18 protein-coding genes and 1 pseudogene are annotated in these 26,318 nt (G+C 69.9%); 12 read left to right on the top strand and 7 right to left on the bottom strand.

The window, feature by feature from the left end; translation table 11 throughout:
- The first annotated feature begins 65 nt into the window (after window positions 1-65).
- Entirely contained in the window at window positions 66-2,336 is a 2,271-nt protein-coding gene (locus AC069I_RS16175; RefSeq protein ID WP_478230055.1) for a tetratricopeptide repeat protein, read from the top strand.
- Window positions 2,337-2,674: 338 nt separating this feature from the next.
- On the opposite strand, the gene AC069I_RS16170 is transcribed toward AC069I_RS16175, so the two are convergent.
- On the bottom strand, window positions 2,675-3,898 hold the full coding sequence (locus tag AC069I_RS16170; protein ID WP_478265729.1) for a cytochrome P450: 1,224 nt from the start codon (window positions 3,896-3,898) through the stop codon (window positions 2,675-2,677).
- Window positions 3,899-4,045: 147 nt separating this feature from the next.
- On the opposite strand from AC069I_RS16170, the gene AC069I_RS16165 reads away from it, so the two are divergent.
- The gene (locus AC069I_RS16165; protein ID WP_478230053.1) at window positions 4,046-5,527 is read left to right on the top strand and encodes a GGDEF domain-containing protein; all 1,482 of its coding nucleotides are present in this window, start codon (window positions 4,046-4,048) and stop codon (window positions 5,525-5,527) included.
- Between the two features lie 16 nt (window positions 5,528-5,543).
- On the opposite strand, the gene AC069I_RS16160 is transcribed toward AC069I_RS16165, so the two are convergent.
- Window positions 5,544-6,491 (bottom strand): phosphatase PAP2 family protein, encoded by a 948-nt coding sequence (locus tag AC069I_RS16160; protein ID WP_478230052.1) that lies wholly within the window; start codon window positions 6,489-6,491, stop codon window positions 5,544-5,546.
- Window positions 6,492-6,601: 110 nt separating this feature from the next.
- On the opposite strand from AC069I_RS16160, the gene AC069I_RS16155 reads away from it, so the two are divergent.
- The 4 genes from AC069I_RS16155 (at window position 6,602) to AC069I_RS16140 (ending at window position 10,074) form a co-directional block, all read left to right on the top strand.
- Entirely contained in the window at window positions 6,602-7,291 is a 690-nt protein-coding gene (locus AC069I_RS16155; RefSeq protein WP_478230051.1) for a response regulator, read from the top strand.
- The gene (locus AC069I_RS16150) at window positions 7,288-8,700 is read left to right on the top strand and encodes an ATP-binding protein (protein ID WP_478230050.1); all 1,413 of its coding nucleotides are present in this window, start codon (window positions 7,288-7,290) and stop codon (window positions 8,698-8,700) included. Before AC069I_RS16155 ends, AC069I_RS16150 begins: the two co-directional genes overlap by 4 nt.
- The gene (locus tag AC069I_RS16145; RefSeq protein ID WP_478230049.1) at window positions 8,697-9,194 is read left to right on the top strand and encodes a hypothetical protein; all 498 of its coding nucleotides are present in this window, start codon (window positions 8,697-8,699) and stop codon (window positions 9,192-9,194) included. Before AC069I_RS16150 ends, AC069I_RS16145 begins: the two co-directional genes overlap by 4 nt.
- 196 nt (window positions 9,195-9,390) lie before the next feature.
- The gene (locus AC069I_RS16140; protein ID WP_478230048.1) at window positions 9,391-10,074 is read left to right on the top strand and encodes a VldE C-terminal domain-containing protein; all 684 of its coding nucleotides are present in this window, start codon (window positions 9,391-9,393) and stop codon (window positions 10,072-10,074) included.
- On the opposite strand, the gene rnhA is transcribed toward AC069I_RS16140, so the two are convergent.
- The 4 genes from rnhA to AC069I_RS16120 form a co-directional block, all read right to left on the bottom strand.
- Window positions 10,071-10,553, bottom strand: coding sequence for a ribonuclease HI (rnhA, locus tag AC069I_RS16135; RefSeq protein ID WP_478230047.1), 483 nt, complete (start codon window positions 10,551-10,553; stop codon window positions 10,071-10,073). The genes AC069I_RS16140 and rnhA overlap by 4 nt on opposite strands.
- A 21-nt stretch (window positions 10,554-10,574) precedes the next feature.
- Window positions 10,575-11,765 carry a DNA polymerase IV gene (gene dinB / locus AC069I_RS16130; RefSeq protein ID WP_257487584.1) on the bottom strand — a complete coding sequence of 397 codons (1,191 nt, stop codon included), beginning with the start codon at window positions 11,763-11,765 and terminating at the stop codon, window positions 10,575-10,577.
- A gap of 825 nt (window positions 11,766-12,590) precedes the next feature.
- Window positions 12,591-12,884, bottom strand: a complete 294-nt coding sequence (locus tag AC069I_RS16125; protein WP_478265728.1) for a putative quinol monooxygenase — start codon at window positions 12,882-12,884, stop codon at window positions 12,591-12,593.
- Between the two features lie 25 nt (window positions 12,885-12,909).
- Window positions 12,910-13,329, bottom strand: a complete 420-nt coding sequence (locus AC069I_RS16120; RefSeq protein WP_478230043.1) for a DUF6010 family protein — start codon at window positions 13,327-13,329, stop codon at window positions 12,910-12,912.
- A 92-nt stretch (window positions 13,330-13,421) separates the two neighbouring features.
- Between AC069I_RS16120 and AC069I_RS16115 the strand changes: the two genes are divergently transcribed.
- Window positions 13,422-14,360, top strand: a complete 939-nt coding sequence (locus AC069I_RS16115; protein ID WP_478265727.1) for a GlxA family transcriptional regulator — start codon at window positions 13,422-13,424, stop codon at window positions 14,358-14,360.
- Here AC069I_RS16115 and AC069I_RS16110 read toward each other — a convergent pair.
- Entirely contained in the window at window positions 14,357-14,647 is a 291-nt protein-coding gene (locus AC069I_RS16110; RefSeq protein ID WP_478230041.1) for a hypothetical protein, read from the bottom strand. The two genes, AC069I_RS16115 and AC069I_RS16110, sit on opposite strands and share 4 nt — an antisense overlap.
- 118 nt (window positions 14,648-14,765) lie before the next feature.
- On the opposite strand from AC069I_RS16110, the gene AC069I_RS16105 reads away from it, so the two are divergent.
- From AC069I_RS16105 to AC069I_RS16085, 5 genes and pseudogenes are all read left to right on the top strand, one after another.
- Window positions 14,766-16,025 carry an MFS transporter gene (locus AC069I_RS16105; protein WP_478230040.1) on the top strand — a complete coding sequence of 420 codons (1,260 nt, stop codon included), beginning with the start codon at window positions 14,766-14,768 and terminating at the stop codon, window positions 16,023-16,025.
- Between the two features lie 316 nt (window positions 16,026-16,341).
- A complete protein-coding gene (locus AC069I_RS16100) occupies window positions 16,342-17,640 on the top strand; it encodes a GGDEF domain-containing protein (protein WP_478230039.1) in 1,299 nt (432 codons plus the stop codon).
- 133 nt (window positions 17,641-17,773) lie between these two features.
- Window positions 17,774-18,472: a hypothetical protein gene (locus AC069I_RS16095; protein WP_478265726.1), complete on the top strand. Its 699-nt coding sequence runs from the start codon at window positions 17,774-17,776 to the stop codon at window positions 18,470-18,472.
- 344 nt (window positions 18,473-18,816) lie between these two features.
- Window positions 18,817-20,000: pseudogene (locus AC069I_RS16090) on the top strand (HNH endonuclease signature motif containing protein).
- An 825-nt stretch (window positions 20,001-20,825) separates the two neighbouring features.
- Window positions 20,826-26,315, top strand: coding sequence for an ATP-binding protein (locus tag AC069I_RS16085; protein WP_478265725.1), 5,490 nt, complete (start codon window positions 20,826-20,828; stop codon window positions 26,313-26,315).
- The last annotated feature ends 3 nt before the right edge of the window (window positions 26,316-26,318 follow it).

Raw genomic sequence — 26,318 nt, 5'->3', positions numbered from 1 at the left:
TGTGACCCGGGTAATGGGAAGGTTGTGGCACCATCTGCCGCGCAGCGGGAAGAAAGGTGCTTCTGGTGACCGAGAATTCCGGCTCGGCCAGATCGGGGGAGACCGGTAGAGCACGCCCGGTTTCGACGGCCGCGCTGACCTTCGGGCGCGCATTGCGGCAACGACGGCAGGCGCGCGGACTGGCCTTGCGGGAACTCCAGAAACTCGCCTATGTCGACAAAAGCCTCATCAGCCGGGTCGAACGCGGGCTCACCCCGCCGAGCGCGGAATTCGCCGAAGCCTGCGATCGCGCGCTTTGCGCGGGCGGCACCCTGATCGTGCTCGCCGAAGCCGCCCGCGCGGAACCCTATGTGCATCTTCCCCCGCCGCCGCATCATTTCGTCGGCCGTGCGGAACACTTGGCGCTGCTGGACGAAAAAGTGTTCACCGAAGCGGCCAAAGTGGTCTTCGTGGCCGGTCCGCCGGGGGTCGGGAAGACCGCGCTCGTGCTGAATTGGGCGAACCGGCGGCAAGAGGAGTTCGACTGTGTCCTCTGGTCGGATCTTCGCGGCTATGCGGCAGGTTCTCCGGCGCAACCCGCGGACATCCTCGACGATCTTCTGCGCTGCGTCGGTGTCCGCCCCGACCGTGTCCCCGCCGAGGAACACATGCGGCTCGCGCTCCTGCGGGGCCTGTTGCGCGGCCAGCGCACGCTCGTCGTGCTGGACAACGCCCTCGACTCGCACCAGGTGCGGCCGGTGCTGCCGGGCACCCCGGACACCACCGTGCTGATCACCAGCAGGCGACGGTTGTCCGGGCTGGTCGTCGGCACCGGCGCGGTCCAGGTTTCCTTGGAGCCGCTGCAAGATCTCGAAGCGGCGCGGCTCATGGCCGATCTCATCGGCGACGAACGCGCGGCAGGCGATCCCGAAGGCGTCGGCAGGCTCGTCCGGCTGTGCGCGGCGCTGCCGCTCGCGGTGAACATCGCCGCCGAACGGGTCGCCACGCATCCCCATCAGAGCGTCGGCGACCTCGCCCGTGAACTCGTCGCCGAGGGACGAAGGCTGGAACTGCTCGCGGTCGACGACGACGCCGTCGGGGTCCGGGCCGCGTTCAGCTGGTCGTACCGCGCGCTGGAGGCCGACACCGCCCGGATGTTCCGGCTGCTCGGCCTCCATCCCGGGCCGCGGTTCCCCGCGGGCGCGGCGGCCGCGCTCGCCGGTCTGCCGGAACACGACGCGCGACAGCTGCTCGACAAGCTCGTGCAAGCGCATCTCGTCCAGCAGGTCGGCGCGCGGTACTACCGGTTCCATGACCTGCTCCGCGTCTACGCCGCCGGAGAGGCCGCCGCCGCGCGATGGCGGGAGGAGCGGCAGGCGGCGGTCTCCCGGCTGACCCACTGGTACCTCTACGCCGCCAACGCGGCGAGCTGGACGCTGACCCCGGCGCGCGACCACCACATCGACCTGGGCCCCGCGCCCGAAGGCGTCGAGCCGCTCCGGTTCGCCACGTTCGACGATGCCTATATCTGGTGCGCGTCGGAGATGCCGAGTATCACCGGTGTCGCCCGGCTGGCGCTGGACCACGGGCTGTACGAGGTCGGCTGGCGGCTGCCGGTGGAACTGTTCGACTACCACCTGCTCGGCAGGCCGTGGCAGACGTGGATCTCCAGCCACGAGGTGGCGATCGAGTCCGCGGAGGCGGGCGGCGACCTCGGCGGGCTGGCGTGGTCGGCGATCAACCTCGCCGAGGCGCACCGGCGGCGCGGCGACCTCGACCGCGCGCGCGACCTGTTCGGCCGGGCCGTCGAGCTCTCGGAAGAGATCGGCGAGAACCCGAGCCTCGGCTGGGCGCTGGTCGGGCTCGGCAACATCGCGCACGAGCGGGAGGACTACGTCGAAGCCGTTCGGCTCGCCGGGCAGAGCGTGGAGGTGAACGCCCGGATCGGCTACCGGATCGGCGAAGCGACCGCGCGGGTCCACCTCGGCCGCGCGTACCGCGACCTCGGCGAACGAGACCAGGCTCTCGACCACGGACTGCGCGCCTTCGAGGCCTACGCGAAGGACGCCGACCAGCACGGCATGGGGTTCGCCTTGGTGCCGCTGGCCAGGACCTGCCGCCGGTTCGGCGATCTCGAGCAGGCGCTCGAGTACTGCGAGCAGGCGCTGACCGCCTACCGGAACTGCGGCGACGTCTGGGGGCAGGCCGACGCGCTCGACGAACGCGGCTGCGCGCTGGCCGCGCGGGGACAGGCCGACGAGGCCATGGCGGGCTGGCGCGACGCGCTCCAGCTCGTCATGGATCTCGACGACCGGAAGGCGAGCGTGCTGCGGGGCCGTCTCGAAGGCGCGGTCTAGGGACGCTGGCCGGTCGCGGCTGATCCGGGCGCGCCGCACCCGGCGCGAGTAAGCGACGCGCCGTGACGGGCTCGTCGATGAACCTGGCGCGCTTGACCGTCCACAAGGGACACCGGTTCAGGTCGCAGCGTCCCTTATGGGCGCTTTGCGCGGGGTCGTGAGTGGCAATGATCGTTCTAACCCTCTTTGCCACTCACGACCTCCGCCCTGAACTGTACGAACAGACATCAACCGGTCATTTCGTCGCCCAAAGTATCCTTTGTGGACACTCCAGGTGCGGCCTGCTCCCGTACTCGTCCAGCACCACGCCACGAAGCGCTCCTCACCACTCACGACCCTCACGAAAGCCGCACCGGCAGGTTGTGCAGGCCCCGGGTGATCGCGCTCGGCCACCACACAAGCCGGTCCTCCGGCACGGTCAACGTCATCGACGGCGCGCGGCCGAACAACGTCTCCAGCGCCGCGGACGCCTGCATCCGCGCGAGCGCGGCGCCGATGCAGATATGCGGGCCGACACCGAAGGCCACGTGCCGCACCGGCCGCTCGCCCGGCCGGAAGGCGAGCGGTTCGGGGTGCACCTCCGGATCGCGATTGGCCGCCAGCAACGACAACAGGATCGGATCGCCCGCCTCCATCCGCTGCCCGGCGAGTTCCATCGGTTCGGTGACGAATCGCCAGCTCGTGTTCTGCAGCGGGGTGTCGCGGCGCAGGACCTCCTCGATGACGAGCGTCAGGTGCGCGCCGTCGGCGCGGGCGCGGGCCGCCTCCTCCGGATGCGTGATGAGGGTCAGCGCGGTGGACACGATGAGGCTGATCGTCGTCTCGTGCCCGGCGATCAGGGAGAGGAACGCCGTCGCGGCGACCTCTTCGGTGGTCAGTTTCCCGGCGGCCTCCTGTGCGAGGAGGTCGCTGATCAGGTCCGCACCCGGTTCGGCGCGTTTGCGGGCGACGACGTCGGCGAGCAACGCGTCCAGGTCATCGGTCGCCTTGAGCATCGACGCCATGTCCGTGACGTCGCCGGCGGCGACCACCAGCGCGGGCGGGCGGACCTCGTCCAGCAGGCTGTCCGGGATACCGATCAGCTCGCAGATCGACCGAATTCCCAGTGGATAGGCGAAATCCTCGACGAGGTCGCCTTCGCGCCTGTCCAGTATCGGGTCGAGCAGTTCGTTCGCGAGCCGATGCGTGCGGTCGCGCATGTGCCGCAGCCGCCGCGGGCCGAAGGCACCGGCACAGGCCTTGCGCAGACGTGCGTGTTCTTCGCCCTCGAAGTTGTTCATATGCCCGATGAGCGTCGGCCGGTGATCGGCGGGCAGCCCGAGATTGGCCTTGCGCCAGTGGTCCGCCGCGACGGACGGGCATTTGGACAAACGCGGGTCGGCCATCGCGGAAACGACGTCCGCGTGCCGGGTCAGCAGCCAGGCCCAGGTGTCGCAGGGAAGCGGAAGCCGGAACGCGGGGGCGTTCGCCCGGAGCCATTCGTAGGCGGGTGAGGGATCCCTGTCGAATTCCGGGCCGAACAGCATGGGAACCGCGGCGGCGTCGTATGCGGCATCAGGCATACGAGCCACGATGCCAGCTCGTGGCGGAAGAGCGTCCGGCGAACGCGGGTATCGGCCTGTCTCACGCGATCGTCAACGCGGTCCCCCTGTCACCCCCTTGTGGTGACCCAGCAAGATCGAAGCGGGTGCGGTGCGTAGCGGTGGGAGGTGACCCTCGTCAGCGAGTTCGGCAAGCACGACCCTGACGCGGTTTCGGTGCGGCCGCGCGGTTCGCTCCGGAGTTTCGCCGACACCGTCGGCCTCGCCGCCGCCCGCGTCTGGCGGCTGCGTGGCCGTGCCTGGAACACCCTGCGGCATCCGGCGGGGTGGGAACTGTGGCGGCTGCCGCCCGCGGCGGTCTTCTGGATGCTCGGCACCGAGATCGCGGTCGCGGCCTGGGCGCTGTACAGCGGTTTCAAGGCCTCCACCACGACCACCGATCTCGTCCGCTTCGGCGTGATCGCGTGTTGCGCGGTCTGGTATGTCGTCCAGACGCAGCATCCCGAGGAGCAGCGCCGAGCCGACGACCGGCGCGGCGAACACATCGACCAGACCGCCGTCTGGCTGGGCGGCGGGGCCGTCCTGCTGCCGCCCGCGTTGTCACTCGCGCTGCTGCTGATGGTGCGCGTGCAGCGCTACTCCATCGCGCACAAGGCGATGACGACGTTCCTCTTCACCACCGCCGCGCACGCCGCCTCCATTCTCGGCGTGCACACGATCACCGAACTGACGGCACTGCACACCTGGCTCGAATCGGGCACGCTCCCCCAGCGACCGGGTGACATCGCGGTCGCCGCCGTCGCGCTGGTGGGTGCCGCGCTCTGGTACTTCGCGTCGCAGACGCTCCTGATCAGCATCGCGCGCGGCCTCGCGTGGGGCGGCTGGCGGCGGCAGAAGCTGATCGGCAGCTGGGCCGACAACGCGGACTTCGTCTACGCGCTGCAACTCGCCGCGTGCACCACGATCCTCGGCGCGGTCAACATCGCGCTGGTGCCGCTCGTGATGATCGGGGTCGCGCTGCGGTCGACCCGGCTCTCGCAGGTGCTGGCGGACACGATCGCGCGCAGCCAGCGTGACCGGAAGACCGGACTGCTGACCGAGGACTCCTTCCACGCCCCCGCGGCCCTGCGGCTGCTCGAAGACCAGACCGGACGGCGGCCGACGGCGTTCCTGATGCTGGACCTCGACCATTTCAAGCAGTGGAACGACAAGTACGGGCATTCCGGCGGCGACATCGTGCTCGGGTGCGTCAGTGCCGTGCTGCGGCAGAACACCCGCTCCACCGACATCGTCGGGCGCTGGGGCGGCGAGGAGTTCTCGGTACTGCTGCCGGACACCACCCGCGAAGAGGCGATGCGGATCGCCGAGCGGATCCGGGCGGCCGTCGCGAAGACCGCCATCACCGGCCTGACCGAACTCGCCAGCGGGCACGCCACCAACGAGCCCCGCGCGGTGGGGCCGATCCACGGCTGCACCGTGTCGATCGGCGTCGGGCTCTCGCCCGAACACTCGACGGACTATGGCGAGCTCTTCCGCGCGGCCGACGCGGCCATGTACCAAGCGAAACGGAGCGGGCGGAACCGCGTGGTCGTGGCACCGTCCGCCGTCCCGCCTTCGCCCCGGACGACTGACACGCGTTTAGTCCTCTGAATGCGTTCGGCGAGCGTCAGCGGCGGGTCACGAGGCGGGTCTCGAGCAGATCACCGACCACGCGGGTCTCCACGCCGGTCCTCCGCTCGAACGCGGAGCCGCGCAACGGCCACAGCGCGACCAGCACGACACCCACCGCCGCGCAAGCGGCCAGCACCAGCGCGGCGACGAACTGGGCGGCTCCGGCGGTCGCCGTGCTCAGCACCGCGAAGCCGATCAGGACGATCACGGTGGGCAGCACCGCGGCCAGCGCGACCAGGAAAGCGGGGGTGCGGCGCAGGTCCCGGCGCCGGGTGGTCAGCCAGGCGGCGAGCAGGCAGGCGAACGACGCAGCCAGCAGGCAGGCACCCGCCGTGTCGCTGAGCCGATGCCAGCCCAGCGCGATGGTCGACGACGCGACCCAGGCGACGGCGACGCCGCCGATCCCGATGATCGCCGGGCGGAATCGTTGCGGCAGAACGAAAGCGAGCGCCATCAGAATGGCCATGGCGGCGCTGACGTGCCCGCTGGGGAAGCTGTTGTGCCCCGGCCCGCGGCCGCCGTCGGGCAGTTCGGGGCGGACGAGGATGTAGAGCTTGAGCAACTGCGCGGCGACGAGCGGGAGCACGAGGACGCTCAGCGCGGGGACCAGGAGGCCGGGTTTGCGCCGGAGCAGCGCCAGGACGACCAGCCCGATCCCGGCGGCGCCGATCACGAGCACCATGTCCTGGTCACGCAGCGGCCCCGCCCAGTCCATTGTGGACCACTGGCCGGACTGGGCGCTGCGGACGACACCGTTCTCCGCGAGCTGCCCGGCCGACGTGTACACGAAGAGCACATAGGTGACGAGGAACGCGACGGCCAGTCCCAGTCCGGTGGCGAGCTGGAACACGGCCCTGGAGAGGGTCCGCCTGGTCTCGGCGTGCCGTCCCGGCAGCGGACGGCGGGCGGGGGTCGGCTTCGCTTCGTGGATGAGTAGGGCCATGCGTCTCACTGTCCCCACGGCGTTTAGCCATGAGGTCCGGACAATGTCATGGTTCTGCTACAAGATCGAGCCGAGTCGCACACGCGCGGCGACATCCGAATAATGGCGGCGTGGCAAGTGTCCTTTTGATCGAAGACGACGCGTCCGTGCGGGAGGGGCTGGAACTCGCGCTGCGCCGGCAGGCGCACACCGTCCACACCGCCGAGAGCGGTGAGCTCGGGCTGGAGAAACTGCGGGTGTTCCAGCCCGACATCGTCGTGCTGGACCTGATGCTGCCCGGCATCGACGGCTTCGAGACCTGCCGCCGCATCCGCTCGGCGGGCGAGGTGCCGATCATCATGCTCACCGCCCGCAGCGACGACTTCGACATCGTGGCCGGGCTGGAGGCAGGCGCCGACGACTACGTGACCAAGCCGATCGAACCCCGCGTGCTCGACGCCCGGATCCGGGCGGTGCTGCGGCGCGCGGTGAGCGAGAAGCCCGCGAACGACGACGCCGCCGGGGAGCGGCACGGCGGCCTGGTCATCGACCGGGCGGGCCTGGTGGTCACGAAGAACGGCGAGCCGGTCTCGCTCACCCCGACCGAGCTGAAACTGCTGCTGGAGCTGTCGCGCACGCCAGGACAGGTCTACAGCCGCCAGCAGATCCTCTCCGCCGTCTGGGACCACGACTACCTCGGCGACTCCCGGCTGGTCGACGCCTGTATCCAGCGGCTGCGCGCGAAGATCGAAGACGTCCCCGCGAAGCCCGAACACGTCCAGACCGTCCGCGGCTTCGGGTACCGGTTCGGCCGTTCATGAGGCTGCTCTCCGGGCTGCGGCCCCGGCTCATCCTGGCCTTCGCCGCGATGACGATCATCGGGGCGGCGGCCGCGGCGGGGGCCAGTTACGTGTCGGCGAGGAACGCGATCCTCAAGTCCGTCCAGGACGCGGCGATGGATCAGCTGAAGGACCGGGTCGGCGCCTACGACCGCCCGCTGTCCACGCCACCGACCCAGGACGAGCTCAACGACTTCGCGGGCAGCCTGCGGTTGAACGCCGTCGCGGTCCACGGGACCCTGCGGTCGGTCAACGGCCCCGACCTGACCCGGTTCTCGACCGAACTGCGGCGGACGGTCGCGGGCGACATCCGGATCCAGTTCCAGCGGCTGGACCGCGACACCGGCCCCGAACTCCAGGTCGGCCTGCCGGTGCTGACGCGGCAGCCCGACGGGTCGCTGGGGGCCAGCGGCATCGAGGTGTACTCGCTCACCTCGCTCGTCCAGCAGCAACAGGCCATCGACGAACTCGCGAAATCGGCCTGGCAGATGGCCGCGCTCGTCCTTCCGCTGGCCGCGGCGCTCGCCCTGCTCGCGGCGAGACAGGTGCTGAGACCGGTACGCGCGCTCAACACCGCCGCCGCCCAGCTCGGTGAGGGCAGGCTCGACGTCCGGCTGCCCGCCAAGGGGTCCGACGAGCTGGCCGAACTGGTCACGACCTTCAACAACACCGCCGCCGAATTGGAACGCACGGTCGGCGAGGTGAGAGCCATGGAGGCCGACGCCCGCCGGTTCGTCGCCGACGTCTCGCACGAGCTCCGCACGCCACTCGCGGCGATGAACGCGGTCACCGACGTCCTCGACGAGGACGCGGACACCCTGCCGCCCGACACCGCCGTCGCGGCACGGCTGGTCTCGGGCGAGACCCGGAGGCTGACCCGGCTGGTCCAGGACCTGGTCGAGATCTCCCGGTTCGACGCGGGCCGCGCCGAACTCGTGCTCGACGAATGGGATCTCGCGACGGCGATCCGGGACAGTCTCGACGCCCGCGGCTGGCGCGAGGGCGAAGACCTGGTCACGGACCTGCCGGAAGGCGTCCTCGCCCGCGTCGACCGGCGGCGGCTCGACCTGATCGTGGCCAATCTCGTCGGCAACGCGTTCCGGCACGGCGCGGCCCCGGTCGAAGTCCGTCTGCGCGCCGGTGACGACGGCGTCACCCTGGCGGTCGAGGATCACGGGCCCGGTATCGATCCCGAGGTCCTGCCGCATGTGTTCGACCGGTTCACCAAGGCCGACACCGCCCGTGCCCGCTCCGAGGGCAGCGGGCTCGGCTTGGCGATCGCACTGGAGAACGCTCGCCTGCACGGTGGCGACATCACCGCCACCGACACCGGGCACGGCGCCCGGTTCATCCTGCGCCTGCCGCACCGCACCGAAGGAGGGACGCGATGAGAAGGACCAGGGTATTGCCCGCTCTCGCGGCCGCGACGCTGGTGGCGGCCTGCGGCGTCCAGCCGACCGGCGTCGTCCCGGCCGGGCCCGGCCCGTCGATCCGCGCGACCACGGGGACCTACGTTCGCGCCGGTCTGACGCTGTACTTCGTCTCCGACGGCCGTGTCATCCCGGTGACCCGGCCAACCGAAGGCTTCATCTCCCCCGAAGGCGCGATCACGCTGCTGTTGAAGGGGCCGACGGAGCGGGAAGCCGCACAGGGGCTCACCACGTTCGTCCCGCCGGAGATCGGGCGGGTCGAGGTGTATTCGGGCAACCCGACGTCCATCGTGCTGCCGTTCTCCGTCCGCAAATTGTCCAACCAGGCCATCAACCAGCTGGTCTGCACGACGATCGCGGCCTCGGCGGACACCGGACGGGCTCCGGTCATCCCGGGCGTGAACGTGTCCTCACCGGACGACAAGATGTACTTCCAATCCTGCAAAGCGGACTGAATTCGTCACTCACAGTGCTCACATAAAAGCACTTCTTGTGTCTGTACGGACATGAGCCCCTTTTGGTTCAACGATCAAGGTAACTGTGGGCGAACACACTCGGGCGTGACATTGCCGTGTCCTTTTCGTAATGTTGCCCGGAGCTCGCGGCCCCCGACGCGAGTTCCCGTCCCCGAAGTGGTGAGTGATCAGAGAAATGGCCGGCAGACATCGCAAGAACAAGGCTCCGCAGTGGAAGCTCCCCGCGGGTATCGCGGCAGCGGTCGCCACGGCGCTCCCGGCGTCGATGTGGCTGACCACCGCAGGTTCCCCCGACGTCGAAGCGGCCAGTGCCGCACTCGCGGTGAAGGCTCCCCCGGCCTCCAGCGTGACGCCCCCGCCGTCGACCAGCAGCACCCCGCCCTCCAGCACAAGCCCTACCCCCTCAACGGCCCCCTCCCCCGCGACCTCCTCGGCTCCCCCGAAGCCGACGACGTCGACCAAGGCCCCCGCCCCGGTCAAGAAGACCGTGCCCGCCGCGACGGCGTGTTCCACCGACCTCGCCGGCACCAAACCGCACGTGGCCCAGGTCGGTAACCACGTCAAGGCGAAGTTCGGCGTCAAGAACGTCGGCGGTGTCGCCGGCCGGGCGAACGCCAGCGACCACCCCTCCGGCCTCGCGCTGGACTTCATGGTGGACACCGCCACCGGCAACGCCATCGCCGAGTACCTCCTGGCCAACCAGAAGGACTTCGGTGTCACCTACGTCATCTGGCGTCAGCGCTACAACGACGGCAGCGGCTGGGACACCATGGAGGACCGCGGCGGCGCGACCGCCAACCACATGGACCACGTCCACGTCTCCTTCGCCAAGAGCGCGAAGGTGAACGTCAGCTGCTAACGATTCCGGGCGGGCCGCTCGCCGGGCTGGATCACCGGTCGTCCGACGACCTCTTCCACGCCTTTGACGGCGAGCCGGTCCGCCCGCTCGTTCTCCGGATGCCCGGCGTGGCCCTTGACCCAATGCCATGCGACGTCGTGCCGTGAGGCGGCTTCGTCGAGACGGCGCCACAGGTCGGCGTTCTTGACCGGTGTCTTGGCCGAGGTCATCCAGCCGTTGTTCTTCCAGTTCCGCACCCAGCTGGTGATGCCGTTCCGCACGTAGGTGCTGTCGGTGTAGATGTCCACCGTGACCCGGCGCTTCAGGCTTTCCAGCGCCTCGATGGGCGCGGTCAGTTCCATCCGGTTGTTCGTGGTCGGCCCGGGATCCCCACCGTAGATCTCCTTCTCGACGGTGCCGTACCGCAGCACCGCGCCCCAGCCGCCGGGACCGGGATTCCCGCTGCACGCGCCATCGGTGTAGATCTCGACTTCCGCCACCGGGACACCCTAGCGACGGGGTCAGTCCGGCAGCAGCGGCACCCACGGCCGCTCAGCCTGCCCGAGATGCACCGCACGCGTGATGGATTTCGACCCGAACCGGTCCCGGACGGTGTCGAGCGTCGAATCGAGCGCGTCCCTCGGCTTCGCCCCGAACGGCAAGGCCAGCTGGATCGCGTCGTCCTTCGACAGATTCGTGAGCGCGAGCCCGATCAGCGTGAGCCCGCGTTCGTCGATCAGCGGTCTCGCCGCCGCGAGCAGGTCACGGGCCGCCGCGACGATCGCGCCGGTCTGTTCCGTCGCCTCCATGAGGGTGTGCGAACGCGTCGCCTTCGTGAAGTCGGCGAACCGCATCCGCAGCACGACGGTGCGGCACACCCGGTGCGCCGCCCGCAGACGGCGGGCGAGGCGATCGGCAAGGGTCAGCAGCATCGCGTCGAGTTCGGCGGGTGACCGCGGCCTGCTCCCGAGCGCGTGCTGCGCCCCGATCGACCGGCGGCGACGGCCCGTCTGCACGCGGCGAGGGTCGTCGTTGTGGGACAGGGCGTGCAGATGGGCGCCGACGCCGCGGCCGAGCATCCGGACGAGTTCCTTCTCCCCGAACCCCTCCATCTGCCCGACCGTCGTCACGCCGCGCTCGCGCAGCTTCCGCGCCGTCACCTTGCCGACACCCCACAACCGCTCGACCGGGAGCGGGTGCAGGAACTCCAGCTCCTTGTCGTGCGGCACGACGAGGAGGCCGTCGGGTTTCGCGACGCCACTGGCCACCTTCGCGAGGAACTTCGTCCTGGCCACGCCCACGGTGATCGGCAGGCCGACCTGCTCCAGGACGTCCTTGCGCAGCTTCGCCGCGATCCGGCTCGGTGTGCCCGCGATCTTCAGCAGCCCGCCGACGTCGAGGAAGGCCTCGTCGATCGAGATGCCTTCCACGAGTGGCGTCGTGTTGCCGAAGACCTCGAAGACCGCCTTGCTCGCCGCCGAATACGCGTGCATCCGGGGCGGAACCACGATCGCGTCCGGGCACAACCGCCGCGCCTGGCCGCCGCCCATCGCCGTGCGGACGCCGAACGCCTTGGCCTCGTAACTGGCCGCCAGCACCACACCGCCGCCGACGATGACCGGCCGCCCGCGCAGTTTGGGGTCGTCACGCTGCTCGACCGACGCGTAGAACGAGTCCAGGTCGGCATGCAGGATGGGCCCCTCGGTCGTCATAGAACATATGTTCGCATCAAACGGCCCAACGACCAAGCGCCCCGCTAACCTGGCCCTGGTCGACGCAGTGAAAAAAGGGGGCCACATGCGGCGACTCTCACCAGGGGCGACAGCGGCGGCCGCGGGAGTGGCCGCCCTGACCTCGATCGCGGCCGGCGTGGTGGGAAACCTGGCGACCGGCACCGTCGGTGAGATCAGCGCCGGATGGAAACCGGTCATCTGGACGGGGCTCGGCCTCTTGGCGGCCGCACTGACGTTCTCGGCGATCCAGAACGCCTTGAGATCCGCGCGCGATCCGGCGTCCGCCACCGATGTCCCGGACGCCGGATCGGCCGAGCACGGCGAACGCGATCGCCGGGCGACGCCGTGGCAGGTCAAGGCGGTGCCCACGGTTTGGGCCCTGATCGTCATCGTCGGTCTTGCCGGTACCGCGCTCGCGTTCACCTCGCCGGGTTTCTTGGACATCGGCGAGATCTACCTCTCGTCCTTCCAGCTCCAGCCCAATACAAGGGGCGGCTGGGAGGTCACCGCTCCCGCCGGCATCGCGATAGGCGTCGCAATATTCGCGTGGTGTATCCCCCCCCCCGTTCCTCGCTGGCGCGCACGCCTACCGCGCCGTTCCTGTTTCCGTCGGCGAAACAACTCGCACACTCGCCGCGAGCGTCGCGTTCGCCGGCGCCGGCTGGTCCGTCTTCGCCGGAACCCTCGCCGTCGCGGCGGCACTCCGGCAGCTGGTGTCGCCGGCGGCCGCCCTTTACGTGGCGCTGATCGGTCTCCTGGCCCTGATCTTCACCGCGTGGGGTTGGGCCAAGGAAGCGGAAACGCTCAGTCGAACGGCGGCCCAGAACAGGAAACCCGGTGCTTGAAGACCTCTCCGTCCCGGATCTCGGCGGAGTACGTCGGCCTCGGCGAGATCGCGCGCCAGGCGTTCAGCACCTCCTCCGACTCCCAGTACTCGAAGATGTTCACCCGGCCCGGCTCGAGCGTGTCCGCCGCGATCACCACGTCGAGACACCCGGGGTGGGCCCGCGCCTTCTCGACGATCACCTGGTGCCCGGCCACGTACCGGTACCTCTCCTCCGGATCGACGTACACCTTGCCCGCCACGATCACGGTCATCTCCACATCCCTTCGTCCGGTCGGTTCACCCCACCGACGAACGCGGACGCCGGGAACCGACACGGGCGCGGACGAAATCCGTCACCGATCGTCCGCCGGCGAAACACCAGATCGCGATCACCGGGTCGCAGATCGCGCAGCCGAACGACGAATGCTCGGCGAACGGGATGATCGGGGCACCCTTGAGGTGGTGGACGACGTCCCAGCCGGTGTGCAGCAGCCAGGCGATACCGATGAACGTCCAGGATTCGAGGCCGAGGTAAGCCACATAGGTCACGAGCGCGGTGAACGCGAACTCCCAGATCCCGAGGCCGCCACCGCTCAGATAGGCGGCGCCCGCCCCCGCCACCATGACCGCGTTGAAGCGGCGGCGGTGCGGTTCGTGGATCAGCGACATCAGCACGACGTAGACGAGGCCGACGAGAATCGGCGCGATGATCATCATGGCTCGACGCTAGAACCGGCCGGGGTCCGCTCCCAGTGGCGTGAACGACGCCTTCCAACGGGATCTCGCCATCGGGTGGATACGGTGCGGTCATGCACACCGTCGCGGTCCTCGCCCTGGACAAGGTGATCCCGTTCGACCTCTCGACGCCGATCGAGGTCTTCACCCGGACCCGGCTCGCCGACGGCAGCGCCGGTTACCGGCTGCTCGTCTGCGCCGAACACCCGGACGTCGACGCCGGGCACTTCACCCTGCGCGCGCCGTGGGGGCTCGAGGCGCTGCGCGAGGCCGGCACGATCATCGTCCCCGGCACCGCGGATCCGACCGGACCGTTGCCGGAAACCGTCCGCGACGCGCTCACGTCGGCCGCCGCGAGAGGCACGCGGATGGCCTCGATCTGTTCCGGCACCTTCGTTCTCGCCGCCGCGGGCCTGCTCGACGGCCTCCGCGCCACCACGCACTGGGTCGCCGCCGAAGCGCTGGCCGCAGCGTACCCCGGAATCGAGGTCGACCCGGACGTACTCTATGTCGACAACGGGCAGATCCTGACGTCCGCGGGCGCCGCCGCCGGCCTGGATCTGTGCCTGCACCTGATCCGGCGGGACCACGGCTCCGCGATCGCCGCCGACGCGGCCCGCCTTTCGGTCATGGCGCTGGAACGTGAGGGCGGCCAGGCGCAGTTCATCGCGTTGCGGCATCCGCCCGCTCCCCGCGGCGCGGCCTTGGAACCCACCCTCCTCTGGATGCAGGAGAATCTCGCGCGCGAACTCACCTTGGCCGACATCGCCGCACGCGCCGGGATGAGCACGCGCACGCTGATCCGCCACTTCCGCGAGCAGACCGGGACGACACCACTGCAGTGGCTGCACCGGGCGAGAGTCCGGCAGGCGCAGCATCTGCTGGAGACCACTCAGTACGCCGTCGAACGGATCGGCACCGAAGTCGGTTTCGGTTCGCCCACAGCGTTCCGCGACCGGTTCAAGCGCACGACGGGCGTCAGCCCCGGCACCTATCGACGCGCTTTCCGTTAAGCGGCGCGGGCCAGAGCGGTGTCCGAGGCCCGCGCCCGGGCCTGTTCCGCGAATCGCTTCCGGGCGGCGACGACTCTGAGCCAGCGTTCCGAGCGCTCGGCGTCCAGATCGGAGGTGGCGCGGGCGAGCACTTCGGCGGCGCGTGCGGCGGAATCGATCTCGGCGGCGGCGCCGAGGTAGTCGCCCGCGTCGATCAGCTTGCAGGCGTGACGCATCTCGGTCTGCGCGGTCGAGTAGATGGCGTAGGCGGCGAGGTTGTTCGCCAGCGGGCCCAGTGAATGCGACATCGGATTCTCCGTTCCTTCTCTTACTCACACGTCGAACGGGCACGCGCCGGTTCGACACGGCGGACGGATTTTTCTCGAGGGTTGCGCCGGGTGGCCGATTCACGACAGCCTGAAGCGCATGCCAGCCCGAGCGGCGTCGTTCCGCAGTGTCTTCGCGGTCGCCGGATTCCGCCGGATCTGGCTCGCGCATCTGCTCTCGGTCGCCGGCGACCAGCTGGCCAGGGTCGCGCTCACGGTGCTGGTGTTCGACCGGACGTCGTCGGCCGGGTGGGCCTCGGCGGCGTACGCGCTGACCTTCGTGCCCGATCTCCTCGGTGGCGCACTGGGCGGCATCGCGGACCGGTTCTCACGACGCACCGTGATGGTGGTGACCGACGTCGGCCGCGCCGTCCTGATCGCGCTGATGGCGGTGCCCGGGCTCCCGCTGCCCGTCGCGGCCGCGCTGTTGTTCCTCGTGCAGCTCATGGCCGGGCCGTTTCACGCGGCCCGGCAGGCGATGCTGCCGGATCTGCTCGATCCGGACCGGCTGGTCGTCGGCCAGGCCGTCATCTCGTCCACGTACCAGGCCGGGCTCGTGGTGGGCTTCGGCGCGGGGGCCGCCGTCGTCACCGGCCTCGGCGTGCCGGGTGCGCTGCTGATCGACGCGGGAACGTTCGCGCTGTCGGCGCTCATGCTCCGCTTCGGGCTCGAACGATTCCCACCCTCGGCACCCGCCCACCACGAACGCCCGTCCCTGATCGCGGGCTGCCGTCTGGTGGCACGCGACCGCAAGCTGCGCTGGCTGCTGCTCATCGCCTGCTGCTGCGGTTTCTACGTCGTGCCCGAGGGCCTCGCCGTCCCGGTCGCCGCCGAACTGGGCGGCGCGGGCGCGTTGCCGTGGTTGCTGGCCGCGAACCCGGTCGGTTCGGTGCTCGGCGGCATCCTGCTGAGCCGCGTCCCGCGCGAACGGCAGCTCCGGGTGCTGGGCGCGTTGGCGGTGGCGAGCAGCCTGGTGCTGATCCCGACCGGCTGGGCGCCGGGCCTGGTCACCATCGTCGTGCTGTGGACGATCTCGGGTGTGTTCTCCGCGCACGACATGATCACGCAGACGCAGTACAGCCTGGCCGCGCCGCCTGCCCATCGCGGTCAGGTGATCGGGGTCGCGATCGCGGCGTTGCGGACGGCTCAGGCGGCGGGGATCGCGGCGGCCGGGCTGCTGGCCCAGGTCGTCGCGCCGACCACCGTGGTCACCGTCGCGGCGGCCGCGGGTGTGGTGGTCGCCGCTGTCGCCGGGGTGGGCTGGTCACGGGCGGTGTCGTCCCGCCGCGGCCTGGCGGAATCCGAAGATCCCGTGGGGCCGGTCGGCGGGACGACACCCGTTGGCGAGCACGGTTCCTGACACATCACGTCCAGTTGTTGTCACGACGGGTCGTCCAGTTGTTGTCACGCACTACGTTCACCTCCCTTCGCGAAGCCGCGCGCTCGTGGGCGAGATCACTCACGTCCAGTTGTTGTCCCGCATGTCGTTCACCTCCCTCGAAATAGCGATCTATCCGGCAAAACGCTCACCAGTTGTTGTCCTGCATCGGTGCACCTCCCTCGTTTCGGTTGGGCTGTCCGGGGGAATTCGGCGCCGCCGGTCTTATCGTCCGGACAACGAGGGTCGTCGCCGTCCCGGTTCGATTACGGTGTAGATCACCGACGGAAGAGGGTGCGTGGACGGACGACTCGGCGGCGCGCGGCGGCGGCTCAGGGCCTGGCACCTGTGGAGCCTGCCGCGACCTGTGCGGTCCTACGTCCTGGTCGTGAATCTCATCGCAATCCTCTCGACCGCCGCCACGGCTTGGCTGATCCCGGTGACCGGTACCGACCTGGTCCGGTTCGGCGTCTTGACCCTGTGCGCGGCCATCGCGATCGAGGGCACCCGGCAGATCGAACGCCAACGGGAGTACGACAGAGCACCGTCGGTCGCCTACGTCGACACCAAGGCGGTGTGGAGCGTCGCCGCCGTCATCGCGCTGCCGCCGGTGCTCGCCGCCGCGATGGTCGTGGTGACCTACACCATCGCATGGCTGCGGATCTGGCCACGTCAACGGCCGGTTCTCCCCCATCGGTGGATCTTCTCCGCCGCGACGGTCCTCTGTGGCACGCAAGCCGCCGTCGTCGTCCTCAGCCTCGGCATGCGCCACTACCCCGGTGCGCCCGATTCCGGGCTGCTCGCCGGACTGGGCGACCTCGCCGTCATCATCGTGGCCGCGGCCTTGCGGTGGGCGATCAACACCGCGCTGGTGATGATCGCGATCGCGCTCTCGTCGCCGCCGAAGTCGATCAGCGAACTGTTCTCCGGGTTCGGCGACCAGATCCTCGAGGCGGGCGCGCTCGGCCTCGGTCTCGTGACGGCCGTCGTCCTCGTACAGGCCAACCCGCTCGTGCTGGTCGGGGTCGTCATCGCGCTGGTCGCGCTGCACCGCGGGCTCCTGCTGACGCAGTACCGGCGCGACGCGCACACCGACGCCACCACCGGTCTCGTCACGAAACGCCGCTGGCGTCAACTGGCCGAAGAGCAGCTGGGCCGGACGCGTGCCGGACGCAAACTCGGCGTGCTGTTCCTCGACCTCGACAATTTCAAGACGATCAACGACACCTACGGCCATCCCAACGGCGACCTCGTCCTGCGCGCCGTCGGCGACGCGCTGCGCGCCGAGATCCGCGAACAGGACGTCTGCGGGCGGTGGGGCGGCGAGGAGTTCGCGATCGTCATCCCGGACATCCACGGCGAGGAGACGCTGCTCCACGTGGCCGAACGGATCCGGCACCAGGTGGCGGTGGTGTCGGTCGCGCTGCCCGATCGCGACACTGTACTGACCGATCTGACGGTGTCGATCGGCGGGGCGCTGTATCCGGCGGCCGACATCACCAGCGTCGACGACCTGCTCGTCGCCACCGACATGGCGCTCTACCGAGCGAAACAAGGCGGCCGCAACAGGGTCGAATTGGCTCCGCCCGCGCAGTAGTCTCCCCTCGTCTGGGGAGGCGATTCGCTCGGGGTCCGGTCGGTCTGGTGGTCGCTATCCAGATCCTGGTGCTGACCTCGCCGCGGGGGAACGGCTCGACTGTGGTTATGTCGATCAGCCGCCGCTGACGCCCTTGCTCGCGAGGATCTCCACCGACGTCTTCGGCGCCACTCCCGCCGGCCTGCGCGTGGTCGCGACGCTGTGCGCCGCCGCGACGGTGATCCTGCTGGCACTGGTCGCCCGCGAGTTCGGCGGGGGTCGCGGCGCAAAGGTCCTCACCGCCGCGATGACCGCGCCGGCGGCGTTCGTCGTGGTGGACGGGCACGTGCTGGTCTGGAGCGCGCTGGGCCTGGCGGTTCTGCGTCTGTTCCGCACCGGCTGGCTCCCCGCTGGGATCCTGCTCGCGCTCGCGGTGGCCGCGCCGGCACTGATCTGGCAGGCTGCGCACGATTTCACTTTGCTGACCGTGGCTTCCGGCATCAGCGAGGACGACGGCGCGGAGAACCGGATCCTGTTCGTGCCGATGCAGTTGCTCTATCTCTCCCCTCTGGTCGTGCCGGTCTGGATCGCCGGAGGACTCAGGCTGTGGCGCGATCCTGAGCTGCGCTGGGCCCGCTCACTGGTGCTGGGCGGAAAACCGTACTACTCGGCGCCCTTCCTGTTGCTGCTCGCGGCCGCCGGCGCCGAACCCTGTCTGCGCGGGCTCGACCGTGCTTGGCGCCGCGCTCTCGCCGTCGGCCTCGCTTTCATGGGCGCGGCCGTGTCGCTACGGGCTTCCCGCGGTGCACTCGGGGCATATGTCCTATGCGGACCGGGGCCCTCCGCCCGCTGACGCTGTCGGCCCGGTGGTCGCCGTGGGGCCGTACCTTCAGGCGTGGTTCATCGGATGCCGCGAGGCGGCCGTGCACGACAACGGGCTCGGAGTGGAGAACGAGGAGCAGGGAGTGCGAATTTCCTTTTGTGCGGGGACTTCCCGGCCTGGGTCTTCGCTGTGGGGCGAGTTGCGGAATTACTGCTGATCGGGCCGTTGCCGGAAACGGCGATTGGAGAATAGCGTTGCCGTGTAACGGAAACCTCTTGGAGCCGGAAACTGTCGGTGGTCGGTTGTAGCTTCTGCGTGTGGACACACACAACGCCACTGTGGCGCTACTCAAGGAAATCACCTCATCCGATCTGCTGCGGGAGGTCAACGCCGCACTGGATTCATTGGAGGACAAGGATGCTGTCGACGCCGCCGTCGCGGCCTCGGAAGGAATCGCACGATTGGAGGCGGTCCGGTTCCGCGCGCTCGCGCAGCTGAACCGGCACCGCGACGGGGCGTCGAGTGTGGTGCAGGAGGTCGCGTTCGCCCTGTCCGTTGTGGACGGTCACGCAGGCGCCTTGGTGTCCACGGCGGCGGCGTTGACCACCCGCCTGCCCCGAACACTCGGACTACTGGACCGGGGACAAGTGGGGGGCTACGGGGCGATGAAGGTCGCGACCGCGACCGCGTGGCTGTCGGACGACGACGCCCGCGCGGTGGACGAGGTACTGGAAGACCGGCTGCCCGGCCGGAATTCCGAGCAGATCCGGAAGGCGGCGAACCACGCGGCGATGCTGGCCGACCGTGACGGCGCCGCCCGACGCGCGGAACGCCACCGTGCCGGGCGCCGGTTGTCGATCCGGCACGGCGAGACCGGGGTCGCCTCGATCGAGGTCGACGACGGCCCGGTGGAGAAAGTCGCCGCCGCCTACACCCGGATCGATCGCGAGGCACGCGCGCTCAAGGCCGGCGGGGAGACCCGCACCCTGGATCAGCTCCGCGCCGACGTGGCCCTCGATCTGCTGTTGGGTGGCCAAGGCGGCAAGAGTGAACGGTGCGAGGTGTTCCTCTACCTGGACCTCAACACCTACCTCGGGATCAACGAGGATCCCGCCGAACTGGCCGGACACGGCCACATCCCGGCGTCGTTGGCGCGGCAGATCGCGTCCGGGCCGGACACGGTCCTGCGGCGGATCATCACCGACCCACTCTCCGGGCAGGTCCTGGATTTGGGTCGGGACCGGTATCGGCCTACGGCGGGGTTGGGCGAGTTCGTACGGGTACGGGACCGGGAATGCCGAAGACCCGGCGTATCTGCCACCGCCCCGCCCAAACCTGCGACCTCGACCACTCCCTGCCCTGGCAACACGGCGGCCACACCGCCGACACCGAACTGATCGACCTGTGCCGCCGCGACCACCGCCTGAAAGACGAACCCGGCTGGATCTATCGACTGGGTTCGGACGGCACCCTCACCATCACCACACCCACCGGACACAGCTACGACAGCACACCACCACCACTACACGAACCCCGCACGGAGAAACCACCGTTCTGAGGCCATCGCCGAAAAACGGCTATGGCTAGATCGAGAGCTGCCGTCACAACTCGCCGCCACCGGCGAGCCGGCCCGACACGGCTCCCGGCTCAGGAATCACCACCGCTGTCAGCGTCGCCGAAAACCGACCACGACGTCCCCAGACGACAGCGACTCACAACGACGCAATGCCTCTGCAGCCGCCCCGATGCCGGCCCCGGCCGTCGCCGAAAACCGACCACCGCCCAAGCACCGCGGTGTCGCGGACCCGACCACCGCTTTCCACCTTGCCCGAGAACCTTCGGACTTAGGCCCGCCGAGACAACCGCCGCCATCCCGTACTGCCGTAGCCGAAATACGGCCACGACTCGATCGAGGCCGCACCATAGCTCGCCCCCGCCGGCGAGCCGTCCAGCGCGTGCTCCCGACTCAGGGATCACCACCTATGGCAGCCTCACCGGCAGCCCCAGAGCGACTCGGAGCGACCAACTGCCGCGCACCCCAGCCCCACCCGTCGCCGAAAACGGCCACCCTCACCACACCGGACAGAACAAGCCCCGAGCCACCTCGATGAAACCGGCGTGAACACCGGATGACACCTCGCGAACCCGGCTACCAAGCCGAACCCCCAGTTGTCCACTTCGTCACGTCATCAGGCCTCTCGACTAGGTGTTCCAGGACACTTTTTGGCGGGTTCCTACAACACCCGGCCCTCGGCATGCGCCACCGGCGACATTCTCGTACCGGCCGGTAAGAGGCAGGCTGTTAGACAGGTACAGGAGACTGTCCCGCGCCTGATCCGGCGGGACGTCAGCTGTTGTGTCGCGTACTTGGGAGGCTCAGTCGGTGTTCAGTCGTGTCGCCATCGTCAACCGCGGAGAAGCCGCGATGCGGCTCATCCACGCCGTCCGCGAGCTTTCGGCGGAGACCGGACGGCGGATCGAGACCGTCGCGCTCTTCACGGACGCGGACCGGTCGGCGACGTTCGTGCGGGAAGCCGACATCAGTTACAACCTCGGCCCCGCGTCGGCGCGTCCGTATCTGGATTTCGCCGTGCTGGAGCGGGCGCTGACCGAGACCGGGGCCGACGCGGCCTGGGTCGGCTGGGGTTTCGTGGCCGAGGATCCGGCCTTCGCCGAGCTGTGTGAGCGGCTGGGCGTCACCTTCATCGGGCCGAGCGCGGACGCCATGCGCAAGCTCGGCGACAAGATCGGCGCGAAGCTGATCGCCGAAGAGGTCGGCGTCCCGGTCGCTCCGTGGAGCCGCGGCGCCGTCGCGGATCTCGACGCCGCCATCAAGGCCGCCGACGAGATCGGCTACCCGCTGATGCTCAAGGCGACCGCGGGCGGCGGCGGCCGCGGTATCCGCGTCATCACCTCCGCCGACGAGCTCAAGGACGCCTACGAGCGCACCAGCCTGGAGGCCGAGCGAGCCTTCGGCAGCGGCGTCGTCTTCCTGGAGCGCCTGGTCACCGGCGCCCGGCACGTCGAGGTCCAGGTCATCGCCGACGGCCAGGGCACCGCGTGGGCGCTCGGCGTCCGCGACTGTTCGGTGCAGCGCCGCAACCAGAAGATCATCGAGGAGTCCGCCTCCCCGGTGCTGGCCCCCGAGCAGGCCGACGAGCTCAAGCGGTCCGCCGAGCGGCTCGCGCTCGCGGTCGGCTACCGCGGCGCCGGAACGGTCGAGTTCCTTTACCACCCCGGCGACAAGCTGTTCGCCTTCCTCGAGGTCAACACCCGCCTGCAGGTCGAGCACCCGATCACCGAGCTGACCACCGGCATGGACCTGGTGAAGGCCCAGCTGCACGTCGCTTCCGGCGGCAAGCTCGAAGGCGTCCAGCCCGCCGAGTTCGGTCACGCCGTCGAGGCGCGGCTCAACGCCGAGGACCCGGACCGCGACTTCGCACCGTCGCCCGGCCGCATCGCGCGCCTGGACCTGCCCGCCGGCCCCGGTATCCGCGTCGACACCGGGGTCAGCGAAGGCGACACAATCCCGGCCGACTTCGACTCGATGATCGCGAAGATCATCGCCTACGGCCGCGACCGTGACGAGGCGCTCGGCCGTCTGCGCCGCGCGATGGCCCAGACCACGGTCATCATCGAGGGCGGCGCGACCAACAAGAGCTTCGTCCTCGACCTGCTCGACCAGCCCGAGGTGATCGACGGCAGCGCCGACACCGGCTGGATCGACCGCGTCCGCGGCGAAGGCAAGCTCGTCACCCACCGCCACTCGGCGATCGCGCTCGCGGCCGCCGCGATCGAGGCATACGAGGACGAGGAAGCCGTTGAGCGCCAACGGCTTCTCTCCACCGCGCACGGTGGCCGCCCGCAGGTCCAGCACGAGAGCGGCCGTCCGCTCGACCTCAAACTGCGCGGCGCCGCGTACCGCGTCAGCGTCGCCCGGATCGGCCACCGCCGGTTCCGCGTCGGTGTCTCGGCGGGCGGCGGCGACATCCACCCCGCCGACGTCGAGGTCGACCGGTTCGACGAGCACACCGGCCAGATCACCGTCAACGGCACCCGGTTCCGCCTGGTCACCGGCACGCACGGGCCGATCCACCTGGTCGAGGTAGACGGCGTCACCCACCGCGTCAGCCGGGACGAGGGCGGCGTCGTCCGCTCGCCCGCGCCCGCGCTCGTCGTCGCGACACCGCTGGAGGTCGGCGCGGAGGTCGAGGCCGGCGCGCCCGTGCTGGTGCTGGAAAGCATGAAGATGGAGACGGTGCTTCGCGCGCCCTTCCGCGCGAAGCTGCGTGAGTGTGTCGTCTCGGTCGGCAGCCAGGTCGAGACCGGCGCTCCCCTGCTGCGGCTCGAGCCGCTGGCGGAGGAAGGCGCGGAGGTCGCCGAGGACGCGGGCAGTGTCGAGATCGAGCTGCCCGCCGAACCGAACGGAACGTCGGCGGCGCAGCGGATCTCGCGGGGACAGCAGGATCTGCGCAGTCTCCTGCTCGGCTTCGACGTCGACCCGCACGACGAGCGCCGCACGCTCAGCACGTACCTCGCCGCCCGTGCCGAACTGGACGGCAACGGCGACCGCCCGCTGGAGGGCGAGGTCGAGCTGCTGACGGTGTTCGCCGATCTTTCCGAGCTGATGCGCAACAAGCCGGCCCGTGAGGACGCCAAGACGGACACCCGGGTGCACAGCTCCCGCGAGTTCTTCCACACCTATCTGCAGAGCCTCGACGTCGAACGCGCCGGGCTCTCGGAGTCGTTCCAGAACAAGCTGAAGAAGGTGCTCGCGCACTACGGCATCAAGGACCTGGAGCGCACGCCGGAGCTGGAAGAGGCGGTCTTCCGCATCTTCCTCGCCCAGCAGCGGACCTCGTCCGACGTCGCGGTCGTCACCGCGCTGCTGCGGCAGTGGCTCACCGAACCGCAGCCGTTCGAGTCGATGCGGGAGCCGGCGGGCAAGGCGCTGGAGGCGCTCATCGCCGCCACCCAGCTCCGTTTCCCGGTGGTCGGCGACCTGGCGCGCAGCGTGGTGTTCCGTTGGTTCGCCCAGCCGCTGCTCCGCCGCACTCGCGCCGAGGCGTACAGCGAGGTCCGCAAACACCTGCGGCACCTCGACCTGCACCCGGATTCGCCGGACCGCGCCGAGCGGATCGCGAGCATGCTGGCCAGCGCGCAGCCGCTGGTCCGCCTGCTCGGGCAGCGGATCGGCCGCCCCGGCACCGATCACGGCCCGCTGCTGGAAGTCCTGAGCCGTCGCTACTACGGCAACCGCGCGCTCACCGGTGTCCAGCAGGTGACCGTCGGCGGCTGCACCTTCGTCACCGGTGACTACGCCGACGCGAACGAGCGGTTCCACATGGTCACCACCGCCGTCGACCGCGCCGGTCTGCCCGGCGCGGTCAAGGCGGTCGCCGACCTCGCCGCGCAGCTGCCCGCCGACACCGACGTCGAGGCGGACCTCTACCTGACCTGGGACGACGAGTCCGCCGACGACGACACGATGGCGGCCGGGCTGCGCGAGGTCCTCACGGCCGAGTCGCTGCCGAGCCGGATCCGGCGGATCACCACGACGGTCGCCGGGCACGGCGGCGCGGTGATGCACCACCACTTCACCTTCCGCCCGTCGTCGACCGGGTTCAGCGAGGAGCGGCTGATCCGCGGTCTGCATCCGCTGATCGCCCAGCGGATGCAGTTGCAGCGGCTGGCGAACTTCGACCTCACGCGGTTGCCCTCGGGCGACGAGGACGTCTACCTGTTCAAGTGCGTCTCGCCGATGAACCCGGCGGATCAGCGGCTGGTCGCGCTCGCCCAGGTCCGTGACCTGACCCCGTTGCGGGACAACGACGGCAAGCTGCTGGCGCTGCCCGCGGTCGAGGGCACGCTGGCGGGCTGCCTCGACGCGATCCGCGAGGTGCAGGCGAAGCTTCCGCCGAAGAAACGCTTCGACACCAACCGGATCATGCTGTACGTGTGGCCGACCAGCGAGCTCACCGGTGAGGAGCTGGACACCGTCGCGCAGCGTGTGCAGCCGTCGACGGCGGGCGCGGGTCTCGAAGAGGTCCAGTTCCTCGGCAGGCAGCGCGACCGCGCGACCGGCGAGGTCAAAGAGGTCGCCGTGCGGATCGGCTACGACGTCAGCGGCGGCGTGCAGATGTCGCTGTCCGAGCCCACCACCCAGCCGATCCTGCCGCTCGACGACTACCGCCAGAACGTCCTGCGCGCCCGTCGCCGCGACACGGTGTACCCGTACGAGCTGACCGAGATGCTCGGTTCGTTCACCGAGTACGACATGGACGACACGAACACCCTCGTCCCGGTCGACCGGAAGAAGGGCCGCAACAAGGCGGCGATCGTCGCCGGTGTGGTCACCACGCCGACCGAACGTCACCCCGACGGCGTCAAGCGCGTCGTGCTGCTCGGTGACCCGACGAAGGCGCTCGGCGCGCTGTCGGAGCCGGAGTGCTCGCGGGTGATCGCGGCGCTGGACCTCGCCGAACGGCTCCAGGTCCCGCTGGAGTGGTACGCGCTGTCGGCCGGTGCCCGGATCTCGATGGAGTCCGGTACCGAGAACATGGACTGGGTCGCGGCCGCACTGAAGCGGATCGTGCACTTCACCCAGAACGGCGGCGAGATCAACATCGTCGTCGCCGGGATCAACGTCGGCGCCCAGCCGTACTGGAACGCCGAAGCGACGATGCTCATGCACACCAAGGGAATCCTGGTGATGACGCCGGATTCCGCGATGGTGCTGACCGGCAAGCAGTCGCTCGACTTCTCCGGTGGCGTCTCGGCGGAGGACAACTTCGGCATCGGCGGCTACGACCGCGTGATGGGCCCGAACGGCCAGGCGCAGTACTGGGCGCCGAACCTCGCCGCGGCGCGTGACGTGCTGATGTCGCACTACGACCACACCTACGTGGCGCCGGGCGAGTCCGGCCCCCGCAAGGCGGTCACGAACGACCCGATCGACCGGGACATCTCGTCGTTCCCGCACGCGGCCGTCGACAGCGACTTCACCACGGTGGGCCAGATCTTCTCGCGGGAGGCCAACCCCGACCGCAAGAAGCCGTTCGACATCCGCACCGTGATGCGCGCGCTGTCGGACCAGGACCACCCGGTACTGGAGCGCTGGCCGGGCATGGCGGACGCGGAGACCGCGGCCGTGCAGGACGTACACCTCGGCGGACGGCCGGTCTGCCTGCTCGGGATCGAGTCACGTTCGGTGCCGCGCCGCGGCTTCCCGCCCACCGACGGCCCGGACACCTACACCGCGGGCACGCTGTTCCCGCGGTCGTCGAAGAAGGCGGCGCGGGCGATCAACGCGGCCAGCGGCAACCGGCCGCTGGTGGTGCTGGCGAACCTGTCCGGCTTCGACGGCTCGCCGGAGTCGATGCGGAAGCTCCAGCTGGAGTACGGCGCGGAGATCGGCCGGGCGATCGTCAACTTCGAGGGGCCGATCGTGTTCACCGTGATCTCGCGTTACCACGGCGGCGCGTTCGTGGTCTTCTCGAAGGCGCTGAACCCGAACATGACGGTGCTGGCGCTGGAAGGCTCGTTCGCCTCGGTGCTCGGCGGCGCGCCCGCCGCGGCGGTCGTGTTCGCGGGTGAGGTCAACGCGCGGACGGCGGCCGACCCGCGGGTGCGGTCGCTGACGGAGAAGCTCAGCGGGGCGACCGGTGCCGAACGCGCGGCGCTGGCCGCGGAACTGGCGGAACTCCAGTCGTCGGTGCGGTCCGAGAAGCTGGGCGCGGTCGCGGCCGAGTTCGACGGCGTGCACAGCATCGAGCGTGCGGTGAAGGTCGGTTCGGTGGACGCGATCATCAGCGCCGCCGAGATGCGGCCGCGCATCATCGAGGCGATCGAACAGGGCCTGGCTAAGCAGTAGCAC

This window comes from Amycolatopsis sp. NPDC043885 (assembly GCF_056435685.1).
The sequence above is the reverse complement of the archived record's forward strand: the minus strand, read 5'-3'. Positions and strand labels throughout refer to the sequence as shown.

What these genes read in the sequence shown, in the direction of transcription:
- AC069I_RS16170 (WP_478265729.1), bottom strand. Translation starts at nt 3,898, where the DNA reads ATGCCTGATGCCGCATACGACGCCGCCGCGGTTCCCATGCTGTTCGGC.
- AC069I_RS16160 (WP_478230052.1), bottom strand. Translation starts at nt 6,491, where the DNA reads ATGGCCCTACTCATCCACGAAGCGAAGCCGACCCCCGCCCGCCGTCCG.
- AC069I_RS16150 (WP_478230050.1), top strand. Translation starts at nt 7,288, where the DNA reads ATGAGGCTGCTCTCCGGGCTGCGGCCCCGGCTCATCCTGGCCTTCGCC.
- AC069I_RS16145 (WP_478230049.1), top strand. Translation starts at nt 8,697, where the DNA reads ATGAGAAGGACCAGGGTATTGCCCGCTCTCGCGGCCGCGACGCTGGTG.
- AC069I_RS16140 (WP_478230048.1), top strand. Translation starts at nt 9,391, where the DNA reads ATGGCCGGCAGACATCGCAAGAACAAGGCTCCGCAGTGGAAGCTCCCC.
- dinB (WP_257487584.1), bottom strand. Translation starts at nt 11,765, where the DNA reads ATGACGACCGAGGGGCCCATCCTGCATGCCGACCTGGACTCGTTCTAC.
- AC069I_RS16125 (WP_478265728.1), bottom strand. Translation starts at nt 12,884, where the DNA reads ATGACCGTGATCGTGGCGGGCAAGGTGTACGTCGATCCGGAGGAGAGG.
- AC069I_RS16120 (WP_478230043.1), bottom strand. Translation starts at nt 13,329, where the DNA reads ATGATGATCATCGCGCCGATTCTCGTCGGCCTCGTCTACGTCGTGCTG.
- AC069I_RS16115 (WP_478265727.1), top strand. Translation starts at nt 13,422, where the DNA reads ATGCACACCGTCGCGGTCCTCGCCCTGGACAAGGTGATCCCGTTCGAC.
- AC069I_RS16110 (WP_478230041.1), bottom strand. Translation starts at nt 14,647, where the DNA reads ATGTCGCATTCACTGGGCCCGCTGGCGAACAACCTCGCCGCCTACGCC.
- AC069I_RS16105 (WP_478230040.1), top strand. Translation starts at nt 14,766, where the DNA reads ATGCCAGCCCGAGCGGCGTCGTTCCGCAGTGTCTTCGCGGTCGCCGGA.